At 54.8% G+C, this 13,266-nt stretch carries 10 protein-coding genes and 2 pseudogenes; 3 read left to right on the top strand and 9 right to left on the bottom strand.

Annotated elements, in window-relative coordinates:
- Nucleotides 1–42: 42 nt before the first annotated feature.
- Entirely contained in the window at nucleotides 43–1,008 is a 966-nt protein-coding gene (locus AC221Y_RS04125) for an ABC transporter substrate-binding protein (protein ID WP_299755155.1), read from the bottom strand.
- A 271-nt stretch (nucleotides 1,009–1,279) separates the two neighbouring features.
- Here AC221Y_RS04125 and AC221Y_RS04120 point away from each other — a divergent pair, with 271 nt between their 5' ends.
- Nucleotides 1,280–2,164 (top strand): LysR substrate-binding domain-containing protein, encoded by an 885-nt coding sequence (locus AC221Y_RS04120; protein WP_299755153.1) that lies wholly within the window; start codon nucleotides 1,280–1,282, stop codon nucleotides 2,162–2,164.
- Between the two features lie 19 nt (nucleotides 2,165–2,183).
- Here the strand turns inward: AC221Y_RS04120 and cuyB are convergent, their stop codons facing one another.
- The 7 genes from cuyB to AC221Y_RS04085 form a co-directional block, all read right to left on the bottom strand.
- On the bottom strand, nucleotides 2,184–2,882 hold the full coding sequence (cuyB, locus tag AC221Y_RS04115) for a cysteate racemase (protein ID WP_299755151.1): 699 nt from the start codon (nucleotides 2,880–2,882) through the stop codon (nucleotides 2,184–2,186).
- A 398-nt stretch (nucleotides 2,883–3,280) separates the two neighbouring features.
- Nucleotides 3,281–3,682: a hypothetical protein gene (locus tag AC221Y_RS04110; RefSeq protein WP_299755149.1), complete on the bottom strand. Its 402-nt coding sequence runs from the start codon at nucleotides 3,680–3,682 to the stop codon at nucleotides 3,281–3,283.
- A 253-nt stretch (nucleotides 3,683–3,935) separates the two neighbouring features.
- Nucleotides 3,936–5,339 (bottom strand): mechanosensitive ion channel family protein, encoded by a 1,404-nt coding sequence (locus tag AC221Y_RS04105; RefSeq protein ID WP_299755146.1) that lies wholly within the window; start codon nucleotides 5,337–5,339, stop codon nucleotides 3,936–3,938.
- Nucleotides 5,340–5,980: 641 nt separating this feature from the next.
- The gene (locus tag AC221Y_RS04100; protein WP_299758380.1) at nucleotides 5,981–6,259 is read right to left on the bottom strand and encodes a hypothetical protein; all 279 of its coding nucleotides are present in this window, start codon (nucleotides 6,257–6,259) and stop codon (nucleotides 5,981–5,983) included.
- 21 nt (nucleotides 6,260–6,280) lie between these two features.
- Nucleotides 6,281–8,260, bottom strand: a complete 1,980-nt coding sequence (locus tag AC221Y_RS04095; protein WP_299758381.1) for a thiamine pyrophosphate-binding protein — start codon at nucleotides 8,258–8,260, stop codon at nucleotides 6,281–6,283.
- Nucleotides 8,261–8,272: 12 nt separating this feature from the next.
- Nucleotides 8,273–9,883: a glutamate synthase-related protein gene (locus AC221Y_RS04090; RefSeq protein WP_486706826.1), complete on the bottom strand. Its 1,611-nt coding sequence runs from the start codon at nucleotides 9,881–9,883 to the stop codon at nucleotides 8,273–8,275.
- Entirely contained in the window at nucleotides 9,880–11,115 is a 1,236-nt protein-coding gene (locus AC221Y_RS04085) for a cation:proton antiporter (protein ID WP_486706825.1), read from the bottom strand. The genes AC221Y_RS04090 and AC221Y_RS04085 overlap by 4 nt, the downstream gene beginning before the upstream one ends.
- Nucleotides 11,116–12,184: 1,069 nt before the next feature.
- On the opposite strand from AC221Y_RS04085, the pseudogene AC221Y_RS04080 reads away from it, so the two are divergent.
- A pseudogene (locus tag AC221Y_RS04080) lies at nucleotides 12,185–12,430 on the top strand (transglutaminase-like cysteine peptidase); the annotation flags it as partial.
- A 140-nt stretch (nucleotides 12,431–12,570) separates the two neighbouring features.
- Here AC221Y_RS04080 and AC221Y_RS04075 read toward each other — a convergent pair.
- Nucleotides 12,571–12,786: pseudogene (locus AC221Y_RS04075) on the bottom strand (IS6 family transposase); the annotation flags it as partial.
- 244 nt (nucleotides 12,787–13,030) lie between these two features.
- Between AC221Y_RS04075 and AC221Y_RS04070 the strand changes: the two are divergent.
- Nucleotides 13,031–13,266 (top strand): ATP-dependent metallopeptidase FtsH/Yme1/Tma family protein (locus AC221Y_RS04070; protein WP_486706824.1); only part of this gene is annotated, 236 nt, incomplete at its 3' end.

Here is a 13,266-nt window from a genome sequence, read left to right as displayed (position 1 = left end):
GCGACCGTGAAAGCCGCACCGCCTGTTTTCCTGTCGAATACCTTAGAGGCCGAGCCAGCCGTCGACGCGATCGGAGTTTGCGTTCACCCACTCTTTTGCGACATCAGCCGGGTCACGACCGTTTGCACTGATTTCAAAGGCCAACTGGCTAACGTCGTCAGCTGTCAAACCGAAGTTCGTAAAGAACTCGGCGATTGCAGGAGACCGGTCAACCAATGAGTTTGACCATGCGATCTGCACATCCTTCAGCGCGTCTTTTGTTGCGACCATGGACTTCTCGTACCAATCGGCATCGTCGGACGGCTGAACCATTGTGTATTTTGCGGGGTCAAATGTCGGTTCGGTCAACATCCGGACGTCGAACATGAACCAAACAGCGTGCGGTTTGTAGCAGTAGAACGCATAGCCTTCTTCCTTAGCGATGCTGTCTTTGATGCGCGCCGTTTTAACGCTTTCTTCCGCGCGGATCGGTTCTACGAAGTCGAGTAAACCATAGTCACGTGTTTTGACTTCGTTTACGTTGGCCGACGCCCAGCCTGGCGCACCGATCCACATTTCGCCCAGACCGTTGCCATCGCTATCCATCAGCGAAGCCACATCCGGACGGCCCAGATCGGCAATGTCCGTGACGTTGTTGGCGGTCCCGAAATCCTCGGAAACGCAGAAACCCTGGTTGCCCTGATAGGGGTTGGACGACAGCGTGACCGTGCCAGCCTCGTCGACGTATTTTTTGGTGAAGCTTTCCTGGTTTGGCAGCCAGACATCTGGGTGCACGTCAATGTCGCCCTTGCCCTGATCCATGGCCTGGAAAATTGTGGCGTTGTTGCCGGGGACATAGTCGACGGTGCCGCCGATCCGCGACTCGACGACTTCGCCAAGCACATATGCAATGGCCTGAGCACCAGTCCAGGATGGAACGCCGATCTTTACTTCTTCGGCGGCGAACGCAGGCAGCGCGAAAATGCTGACCGTGGCCGCAAGGCCGAGTGATTTGAACTTGGTTTTCATGGTAGTTTCCTCTGTTGAAGCGCGCCGGATTTTCGGCGTCGTTATTTAGAATTTTTGGTCTCTGCGGTGTGTGGCGAAGTCGTGCCTCCTTGCCTTCGAGCTGTCACGGCGGACGGGACGCCGATATTTCAAAGGCCCGCCGGTTCCTGGTTTCAAGTCTAGGTTGAGACGTTTTCCGATAGCCAATTCGAACATGTCATCAAATCATTCGTTTTTTGCATAGATTTCTCTATGATCGGAAAAACCGTCTCTTGTCGCGTGGGAATAAGCATTGGATCTGAATTGGCTCCTTGATTTTGACTGTCTCGCTCGAACGCTGAATTTCACCCGTGCCTCTGCCGAGCGGAACATCACGCAATCAGCTTTCAGTCGTAGAATCAAAGCCTTGGAAAGTTGGGTTGGAATACCACTGATTAATCGCGACACTTACCCAGTGCAATTAACGGCCGCGGGGCGGCACTTCCTACCGGTTGCGCTTCATGTGATTTCGCAATTGTCCGAGGCCCGTCAATCGATCCGCGATGCTGACAGAGGCGACAGCCGATTCATCAGAATTTCGGCGCTTCATACGATTTCGGTCAATTATCTGGCGTCCCGCATCGAAATTATGCAGCGAAAAATTCCTGATCTGCGCACGCGCGTGATTTCCGATTCCTTAAGCGTCTGTTGTGATCTTTTGGCGGAAGGGGCCGTCGATATCATGCTGTGCTACTTCCATCATACGGTCTCATCCATGGTCGACGAAGCAGCATTCGAGCGAAAGGACCTTGTGACGGACCGCCTGATCCCGGTTGCTGCCAGCGGGCCCGCGCGTAATTTCGGGTGGGACATTTCCAAATCGGGCGGCGCGCCCATGCCGTATCTGGCTTATGAGCGCTCGTCATTTCTGGGAATGGTCGTTGAAAACACGTTGGGCAAGAGGTCGTTGCATGCTGATACGATTTATGTGGATAGCCTCGTTGAAACGATCAAGCGGCGGCTTTTGCAGGGAAGTGGGTTTGCGTGGTTGCCCGAGACGGCCATTGCGGCCGAACTTGCCGAAGGGTCGGTGGTGCCGATCGGCGATGCGGATTGGACCGCGGCGTTAACCATTTCGGCTTTGTCCAATCCTGCGACTATCAACCGGACCGCTCAGGAATTGTGGGAGTTGCTCTGACGGGTCCAGATGTGTCCGCCTATGTCGCTTGTGACGTCTGAACGATGGCCTCGGTCAGAAGATCAATCGTATCAACCGCACGCACGCCCGGTGCGACGCTGTCTGCAATGATGGAAAACTCCGAGCAGGCAACGAACTGGAGCTCAGCGCCCTTTGCAGCTTGTTCTGCCGAGGCGGCAAGAAGCCTGTCACGTGCTGCCTGCGTGGGTCCGTTCACTTTGATTGCGCGGATCGCAGCCAGCATCGCGTCGTCGTCGTCGGGCCAGATTGTCGAAAGTCCGCGTGCCTCCAAAGCCAGTTCGAAAAGCCGCGTGCGTCGCACCGCAGGCGAGGCGAGAATTCCAACACGCCCCCCGACCCCAAGTGTGGCATAGGCATGGTCGGCCGCCAGTTCGACCATGTTCAAAAGCGGGATATCGACCGCTTCGACAATTGCGCTGGCATAGTGATGCGCGGTGTTACAGGGCATGGCTAGCGCCACGGCTCCGGCGCTTTCGAGCCGGCGGGCCATTGCTGCTAGTGTTGGTCCGGGATCCTTGCCTGTGCCCTCGATCAAGTGCGCAATCCGCGACGGCACCTGCGGGTTCATATCGATTAGAAGCGGGATATGATCGTTGTCGTCGCGGGCGGGTATCGCTTTGATTAGCTTTTGCTGAAGAAGCACAGTGGCCTCAGGCCCCATGCCGCCGAGGATGCCTATTGGATGGGTTACAACCATGGTTCAGACCTTGGCCACTTGGAGCTGGTAAACGATTGCGGTGATCCGGAATCTCTTTGGCTGACCATTTTTTAGCGCCCTTTTGCTTCTATCGGCAGTCAAGAAATGTGGCACATAGTTCTCATCACAACGTTCTATCATACCACTACGATCGTCGCGCTCTATCCTGGTTTCATGCCACGGCTTGTGCGAAACCAATACGTGGGCACCAAGGACACCGCACAGCTTGCGAAGAGAACATGTGCGGATAGGCAAATTTCAATTCGCACAGATAGACGCGTACATCCGAAACTCAAACCCGTTCTTGCGGCATTCTTAGCGCTAAGATGCAGAGGTGACTGCTTTGCCACGCAGCCCTGACTTACAGCATAAGTCAGAGTGTTGCACAGGGAGCAGGTCTAAATGCTGGCAGCTACGGTGTAGTAAACCCCCAGAGTTCCGACAAACCCTAATGGGAAACCTACCATCAGAGGGCTCCAGGCGCGGAAGCGGCCCTCCGCCAAAAAATGTGACGCAAAGCCAAGTAAAACAAGCACAATACCAATCACGTAAACGGTCCAGTAAGAAATGTTGGACCCGAACACGTATTGCGGCGGCAGATCGAAATAGAAAAAGAAGTAACCAATCGGAGCAAAAGGGACAAAAAACAGCCACATGGGCGCGTCAATCAATACCATCTCTACAGGTGTAAAAGTGATGCACGCGAATATCCCAATCAGATACCACCCAAAATATCGACCTACACTGAACAAAATACCTTTCGCCTTGGAGCGACGCTCGATCGGTAGAGATGTTGTCATTCCATTCGCGCCCTTCAGTCCCACTCGCTCTTTGTGTCTCCCTGAGAGTACCTTTCAACGCGAATTTAGAAATTACTTTTGCCGAAAAAACTTAAATACTTGTCGCCACGAGCCTTGAGCTAAAGATTCACGCGGCGACGCGCGCTCAAAGCCTTTGTCGAATTCATCAAAGGTCGTCTACGCCCAGTTCCAAAAGTCGCCGCCTGGAACGTAAGTCCACCTGGCTGCAAAAGCCAGGCTCGCCTCGACGGAACTACCTGCCAGAGCGAATATGCAACGACTGTTGAGGGTAAGGGATCGAAATACCGGCGGCGTCAAACGCCTCCTTCATCTGTTGCGTTAGGTCCCAGTAGACCGCCCAATAGTCAGATGTTTTCGTCCACGGCCGGCAGATAAAGTTTACCGAACTGTCGGCAAGTTCGTGAACGCGGATGATCGTCTCGGGGTCGTCGAGGACGAGCGGATGCGCTCGTGTTATTTTTTCGATTACCTTCAAAGCCTCTGGGATTGAATCTTCGTAAGATATTCCAAACACAAGATCGACGCGTCTCGTTTTACTCGCCGTCACATTGGTGATGACATTGCCCCAGACATTTTTATTGGGGATGACAATCACCTGATTGTCAGGAGTAACAACAGTCGTCGCTACAATGCTCACTGACTTTACCGTTCCCGCCACACCACCAATATCGACGTAGTGCCCTTCGTCGAAAGGACGGTTGACTATAATCATCAGGCCACTGGCCAGATTTCCGAGCGTCTCTTGAAAAGCAAAAGCAAGGATGAACGAGGCGCCACCGATCAAAGCAAAAACTGGAGAGATATCGATACCAAGTGCCGAAAGAACGACCATGAGGCCAATCGCGAGCACCAACCAATAAATCAGTGTTACAATAAAAGCCTGAAGCAGTTTTGACAGATTTGGGACGTGCCCAAGCCAGCCGCGCGCCAATCTGCGGATCGTCTTTGCAAAAATCAGAAGCGCCAACAGAGACGCCACAATAACCGCTACGTTGATGGCCAACGCAATGCCACCTTCACGGTCGACAAGCCAACGAACTGCCTCCGCATAAAGTGTCTGATAGTCCGACGTTCGCGTTTCTTCCACGACTACCGATGATTTGTAGGCACGGTACTCTGAGATGACCTGCGCATCCCCGCCCTTCTTCTCCCACGCCGAAACGACCTTACTGTATTTGTCAAAAAGCGCGCCCCGCTCAAGGACGAGCTCAGTCAAATTTTCGCGCGCGGCATCCTCTGCATCGGCATCCGTTCTGGAAATTGCGATTTGCGCGGCCATGACATTCTCTGTCTTCGCGCGTACAATTTCCAGCCACTCGGGAGCTAAAACCTCAAGTTCACTCTTCGTCAACGGAATGAGTCTGAGTTCTAGCTCTGAGGGCAAGATGGTCGGGTCGAGCAGTTCACTGGACAGGCCCGTAACAGGATCACGGGTGCTTTCGTCGACGACGCCCGCAGTTACCGAATCCGCTAGAATTTCTGCGAAGTCTTTCGGTGCAGTCTCCGCACCGTCTTGCGCAAAAACCGTCTGTTGAGGGAAAATGGTAAAAAGGCAGGCCACCAGGGAAATAAGGAGGGGCCGCAAACGGGCTGCGACACGCAATCTCTTTGCATACTCAGCTTCTTGCTTTTTCATCGGTAGTACTTTCGTCTCAATGCTTTACACGGAATGCATCTTTGATCTTGAGGGCAAGTAATATTATTTGTGGTGATGTGAAAGCTAAAACACGGCTACTTTGCCTGAATATCTGCTCTCGCTCGGCTCTGTTGTATTAATCCGGTGATGGCCGAGGTTCCCCTTTTCCCGGACAGACTTGCCCCACAGCTTCCGTGACGTGTATGCGCACTTCGCGGATCGCATCCACACGTGCCATCCCTTGGCCGACAAGCACATCACCCTGCCGAAGTTCCTGAATTATTCCCTCGGGCCTATGCCGTTCGTTCCACATTCCTTGTCCTGCGTTTCCTAAAGATATCGATGGAGCAATTCAGATGGGGAGGCTCACTATCATGAATGAAGCGGGTTTTGGCCTTCCCTGCTCACATGGCTTGCTTCCCTGTAAAACAGGGAAATGGAGCTGAGATTAGTTTGCTCAAGGCTGCGTTCACCAGCAACAGATCGCGCGCGACATTGGCCGATTGCAAACCGGCATTTTCCATCATCTGAAAGATGATTGATACCGATGTCCTCTATCATCCGTCGGTCGACTTCGATCATCTGGTTTGTTATCACGACTGGCAGTTTAGCAACGATTGGATAGGGCTGTCTTGTCCCTGTCATTGCCGCGCCGTCACGCCATTCAACGCGAGACATGCCTTAGGCGGTCCAAACCGCAAAATGCGATCACCCTTCGTGAGGTGCAATGGCCCCGAAACGGGTGGGTTATCATTCCATTGCAACACCAACAGGCCGGGGTCATCAGCATCGACGATGCATTGCGCCCCAGTCACATGCTCCTTGATCCGTGTGCCGTCCGGTATTTGTGTGATGACAAGGTGCTGGTAGTCTTCAAACCACCCAAGCCTTTTTTGCGACACTGCGAGAATGATGAGCAACGTCCGGGCGGCTGTTATGGTTCAGACCAATTCCGCATCCGTCATGATCTCGACCAGCGCGGGACCTTTCACCGCCAGTGCTTTTTCAATAGCGGCTGCGATGTCATCGGTCTTGGTCACTTTCTGGCCATGCCCTCCACACAGCTTTGCAAACGCTGCGAAGGAGGGATTGTGCAGATCGGTCTCCCAAACTGGCCATTCACCGGATCGCTGTTCCTTGGAGATTTTGCCAAGCTGCCCGTTGTGCAAAAGGATGTGGGTCACGTCCATGCCGTATTTGACCGCCGTTGTGAAATCCATCGGATATTGGCCAAAGCCCCCATCGCCAGAGATCGATACGACCTTGCGTCCTTTCAAGTCTGCCACATCCTGCGTTGCGGCCCATGCCCCCATTGCCGCGGGAAAGCTGAAGCCGATAGACCCCAGATAGCCAGACATCAGCACGCGCTGTGTCCCTTTGGTTTCAAGGTAGCGGCCAAAGGAATAGGTGTTGTTGCCCACGTCGACGGCAAAGATCGTGTCGTCTGGCACCAGCTTTCCAAGCGCGTCGAAAATAGCGAAGGAATGAATGCCTTGCCCATGTTCTTCGGCGAGGCGACGGTGCTTTTCGTTGCGCCACATGGTCCAACGGTCCGCCAATTCGCTGGTTTGACCCACCGCATCGGGGTGGGGTTTAATCCGTTCCGCAGCCGCCGCACAAAACGCGCCAATATCGCCCCAGACGGGGACTTTCACAGGATGGAACTTGCCAAGCTGCATGCGATCGTAATCCACTTGAATGATGTTTTGTTTCTGCGCGATGCCGGTGTGATTTGAAAAACTGGCTCCAAAAGCTATAAGCACATCGGCTTCATTCATGAACCAGCTTGCAATCGGGGTCCCGGACCTGCCCAAGACACCGGCGCCAAGGGGGTGACTGTCGGGCACCAACCCTTTGGCCTTGAACGTTGTGACAACAGGTGCCCCGATCTTTTCGGCAAGAGCGATAATCTGGTCGCGGGCACCGTACGCGCCATGACCGACGACGATCATCGGACGTTTGGCCGAGTTCAAAAGCGAAACTGCCGCGTCAATGTCGCCGTCAGCTGGCGTGACCCGTGTGCCGCCCATCCGCCCCAAGGGCGCGCCTGCGGGTTTGTCGGATGGCAGCGTTTGAACATCGTCAGGGAAAATCAGATGCGCCACGTCTTGCTGAACGATGGCGTTCTTGCAGGCCAGCGACATCAGTTCGGCATGGTTTGACGTGCTCAGCACGGTTTGTGAGAAGTGCGCGACGGCTTGGAATGCCGATTTCAGATCAATATCCTGAAACGCGCCCGGTCCGAACACCTGTGTCTGCACTTGTCCAGTCAGCGCCAACACTGGGGCGCGATCCACTTTGGCGTCCCACATGCCGGTCATAAGGTTCGTGGCCCCCGGCCCTGCGATAGTCAGGCAGGCTGCCGGCTTTCCTGTCAGCTTGCCATAGGCAGAGGCGGCAAAGGCCGCTGCCCCCTCATGTCGGATTCCGTAGTATTTTAATTTCTTATCGATGACCGAAAGCCGGATTGCATCCGCGAGCCCAAGGTTGGAATGCCCGACCATGCCAAAGACGGATTGCACGCCCCAGTTCGTCATTGTCTCGACCATCACGTCGGTGACGGTTTGGGTGTGCGATGGCTCTGCCTCAAGGCCCACGAAAATTTCACCATCGCGGATGTCGAGCGGATACATTTCCTGTCCGCTGTCTTCATGCCCGCCCGGTGGTTTTCCCGTGAGCGGATCAAAGTCCCACCCATGCCAAGGGCACCTGATCCAGCATTTGTCGTCGAGTCCCTTTTCGATGGCGCCTTCGCCCAGTGGTCCGCGTTGGTGCGGGCAATGGTTGTTCATCGCGGCCCACTGCCCGTCAAAATGCACCAGGCAGATCGAGGTCGTGCGCGCAGTGACCGTTTTTATCCGACCTTCGGGAAGATCATCTACATGCCCCACCGAAATCCAATCGAGGGTTTGCGTATCCATGTCCTGTTCCATCTATGCCACGCCGCCAAAAGCCACGCCGGAAATCGCGGCCATGTCTTTTTTCCAAGTCGTCAGATCGTCGGGATTGAATTTTGACAGATGGTCATGCCCGCAGGCACGGGCCATGACCTGCATCAGCTCAACGCTCGCCTCGAAGAAATTCGCCAGTTGACGGGCGGATTTTTCGGCCACCAGACGGTTGACCAGATGCGGTTTCTGCGTTGCGATCCCGACGGGGCAATTGTTGGTGTGGCAGGCCCGCATCGCGAGGCAGCCGATCGCCTGCATTGCCGAATTGGACAGCGCAATGGCGTCGGCTCCCATAGCCATGGCCTTGATGAAATCCGCAGGTTTGCGCAGGCCGCCGGTGATCACGAGCGTCACGTCTGCGCGCCCAAGTTTGTCTAGATGCCGCCGTGCACGGGCCAATGCAGGGATCGTCGGGACGGAAATATTGTCGCGGAAGATAATTGGGGCTGCCCCCGTGCCGCCGCCGCGCCCGTCCAAAATCACATAATCCACACCGACTGCCAAAGCTGCATCGATGTCTTTCTCGATATGCTGTGCGGACAGTTTGTAGCCGATAGGAATGCCACCCGTGCGGTCCCGCACTTCGTCGGCGAAGGCTTTGATTTGGCTCACCTCGGTCCATTCCGGGAACCGGGACGGAGAGATCGCGTCTGTTCCTGGCTCCAACCCCCGCACTTCGGCAATTTTGCCTTGCACCTTGTTGCCGGGCAAATGGCCGCCGGTGCCGGTTTTGGCCCCCTGCCCGCCCTTAAAATGGAACGCCTGCACGCGGTCCAGCTTGTCCCAGCTGAACCCGAACCGGGCGGATGCCAGTTCGTAAAAGTATCGGCTATTTTCAGACTGTTCTTCGGGCAACATACCACCTTCGCCTGAACAAACTCCGGTGCCAGCCATCTCGGCACCACGTGCAAGTGCCACCTTGGCGGAGTCTGACAGGGCGCCAAAACTCATGTCCGATACGAACAGCGGGATTTTCAGCTTCAGCGGCTTTTGAGCGTTAGGTCCGATCACCACTTCGGTCCCGACAGGCTCATCGTCCAGAAGCGGTGGCTTGAATAATTGCGCGGTGAGCAACTGAATATCGTCCCAATCGGGTAATTCATTGCGCGGCACTCCCATCGATTCCACAGCCCCATGATGGCCTGTTTTGGATAGGCCGGACCTGGCGTAGCTTTGGATCAATCCGTTGTAAGGCTCGGCATCTGACCCGTGGCTGGGGTCGGCATAGAGCCCAAGATAGGCGTCGCGATTGTAGGGCTGTGGGTTGGCAAGGCCCCATGCGTTGATTTCGTCTGCATCGACGCAAACATCGCCGCCCTCAAGCCACGATTTAAACTTTGGTAACTTCTCATCATTGGCATAGGCCGACACGCCGCTGTCGAGGCGGTAATCCCAGTTATGGACGCCGCAAATCAGATCATTCCCTCGCACATGCCCATCCGACATCAACGCGCCCCGGTGCAAGCAGCGCCCGTAAAAAACCGAGACCTCCTCGTCAAACCGCACCACCACCAAATCCACCTCACCCACAATGGCATATTCTGGTTTCCGATCAGCCAAATCACCAAGCTTGAAGATCGCAGTCTTTGTCATGGGATGTCCTTTTTTGAGGTCTCTTGACGTGTTTCGGGGCATGGCCCCATTTGGCTTATTTTTGCCGCATACCAACGGGCGCCGGGTGCGGCAGTGATCCCGTGCAGGATCGCGCTGATCCAAACAGTATTGATCGCAAGATGCAAAATATCTTGGCCCAATGCATGGGGCAAATTTTCCAAGATCAACAGCGCAAACAAGGCCGTCGCCAACCCGCGCGGCCCGAACCAGCCAAAGAAGAATTTGGTGATCGGCTGTGCATCCGTTCCGATTAAGGAAAGCCAGATGGCCACAGGGCGAACGACGAAAAGGCTCGCCAATATCAAACCAAGCATCGGAAGGGTCAAATGCGCGATGGCGTCCGGCACGACGGCCACGCCCAGAAGAAAAAACGCTGCCCATATCAGCAATTGCCCTTCGCTTTCGGTGAATTCATAGACGAACATACAGGCCCCTTTGACCACCGCCCCGAACGCCAGACCCGCGACAAAGGCCGCGATGAAACCGTTACCGCCAATCAGCACCGCCCCCAGATAGGCCGAACCCGCGAGTGCCAGCGCGCCCACACCTTCATATGTTTCAGACGTCGTTCCCACAGCTTTCGCACGCAAAAAGGCCCAGCCGCCGATTGCGCCGACGATGACGCCTGCGATGGGGCCAAGAAGGACCTGTTTCGCGCCAAAGATCAGCCACTCGACGCTGTCTTGTGCCTCCGACGCCGTCACCAACGCCGCAAGCAACAAGATGACAGGCAGCGCAAGCCCATCGTTCAAGCCGCTTTCTACAGTCAAGGCGCGGCGCGGCCGGATTGGGATCGCTTCGTTCGTGACGACCGCTTGGCCAAGGGCTGCATCAGTCGGTGTCAGGATCGCGGCAGCAAGTGCGACTGTCACAATCGACCACTCCGGAAACAGCAATGCGCCTAAGAAAGTTCCCAGTAATATCGAGGCCGGCAGTCCGATCAGCAGCATCCGTTGCGGCCAGATACGGCGCTGTCGTAACGCGGCCAGGTCCGTTTGGGCCGCGTCCAAAAACAGCAAAATCACCAGCGCGACCTCGGCCACAGGATGCAAAAGCGCCTCACCCGTCTCCGGTGGGACAAGACCGCCAACAGACAGCGCTGCGCCTAGGCAGATGAACAGGATCGGCGCGGTCAGGATCGTCGATGACAGGCGCTTTGCGACAAGGGCGTACCCGACCGTCAAAATGCAAAGTGCCAAAAATCCTGCCAACAGTTTCATCCCCTTTGGTCACATGTATGAATTGAATCATACCCTGCTTCGGAGCGTTCCAAACGCCAACGATCAAATTAAGTTCCAAAGGGATATCACGTCCGTGGAAGAAGGATCGATCAAACAAGGGTTCAATTTTTACAGACAGCGTCCCGGGCACGCCGAACCGGATCGTAAACATTGGCGACGTTTGAACTGTGGCGCGTACCAAGGTAAGGAATGGACGCTTGTGAGGTGGTGTGAATTAGCATCAAAGCAGTGCCTGTCTTTCGCGCTTCGCAACAAGGTGGGTGCGATAAATATCCGGTTTTCCAAGCTTGTTCCTGCTGTTGGGCTCGACAGTGTTTAAGGTCAGATCAGAGCCAGAAGCAGACCTTGCGAACATTGCCTTGAACGGTAGTTTTGTCAGCTCAACCGACCTCGTGGTACTTGGCGCGGCGAAGGTCTGCTGAGAGCGCATGACGCAATACTGAAAGACGTCGGCCTCACACGCCTCAATGCTAATGAAAATGCTTATTTGGTCTCGCATCGCGGCAACTAGGCGACGTTTCACAATACCACCTATCCAGGCAGAAAACGCAGTACCTCTGAAGGGGCCACTTCGGAGGGCTGTTTCGCTCATTGGAGCCAAATGCGGACTTCGGTCCTGAGGGCTCAAACCAACGGCGCAGGGGCCATTTAGGATAGAAGCTGGTAGGGAACTCACGTGCGGGTGCGTTATGATCATTCTATGAGCCGCAATGATTTGTCGATCATTAGATTCTTTGCCCCGGTCTTGCTACTTGTCACTCCGGTCGGCGTATTCGCAGAGCCTGCGTGCATCCCAATTGATTTGCCGGTGGCGAGTATCGGGGAAACTCCGGAAAACTACAGCATATTCTGTTTGCAGTATGCGGGCGTTTGCGACCTTGAGGGGGCTCGCATGGTGGTATGATCGGAAGCCGAGCGAGCGAGAGTCGAGCTTATCAACTCACAAGTGAATCAAGAGAGTGAGTTCGTTTCCGACTGGGATTTCAAAGGTATCGACGACGTATGGGATTATCCCCTTAACTGCTAAGGTGATTGCGAAGACTTCGCCTTAGAGAAACGCCGCCGACTCGTCGAAGACGAATTTCCTAGCGCATTACTAACAATGGCAATCGCTTTCCACGAAATGCAATTCTTTCCACACGCAGTCCTGTTGGTGGAGACTTCCAAGGGTACCTGGGTGTTGGATAACCTCTATGAGACTGTTCTTTGCTGGGATGCGGTGACCTACATATTTACGCACAGGGAACAACCGGATGGTCAGTGGGCACGTTTCTTGCTGCCGTAGACGTTGACCAGGAAGAAATTTGCTCGAGAAGAGGCGTGTGGTCGGCCTTACATCCGTAAAGTGCATTTGGCTTTCCGACGTCGGCTCTGTCCCGCTGATCGGTCGTTTGGTGTGACCGCAACGAAAGTCCGCGAAACGGTGCGGTTCACCCGGTTTCGCCGGATCTCGGCAGCAAGCATCGGGCCCAATCTATTCCACGAGTACCGCACCGTTTTGCGGCTGATGTCGATGCCGCGGTCGTGAAGAATATCTTCGGCATTCCGGAGCGAAAGTGGAAAACTCACATATAGAATCACTGCTAGGCGAATAGATTCGGAGCCGGTGTGGAAGCCCTTGAAAGGGTCTGTTTTCGTCATGAGCAGAAGATTCTAAACCACCCTGCCCTGCTTAAGCCGATTTGCTCTGACAACAGCCAACGTGAACTTCTCCTGTGCCGCGAAGTCGGAACAGAGGCAGCATTGCGAATTATGCGCGTACCACAAACTGGACGTTTGCTGATCTGCATCAAGGCGCAATCCTTAAATTTCGTAAACTGTCAACTTTGATGATGAGACGCGGCGGTTAGGTGTCGTTGGCGCGGATTTTGTGGGCGGCAGTAAAATGGATAGGCAAGCAACACCTCCTGATGAGCCAAAACTCGGCCCTCGCATGCAGCAGGTCTGGCCGCTGATGGTTGCCGCGCTGTTTGTCGGCTATTTGTTGTTCCCCGCTCCCGACATTTCTGCGGCAAGTAAAACTGTTTCCTATAGCGAAATCAGAGATTTGATAAAGCAGGGAGAGATTGATGAAGCCACTTTGCAGGCCGCCGCGATCATTGGCCATCTAACAGGACCAAC

The sequence above is a fragment of the Boseongicola sp. genome (genome assembly GCF_057460485.1).
The sequence above is the reverse complement of the archived record's forward strand: the minus strand, read 5'-3'. Positions and strand labels throughout refer to the sequence as shown.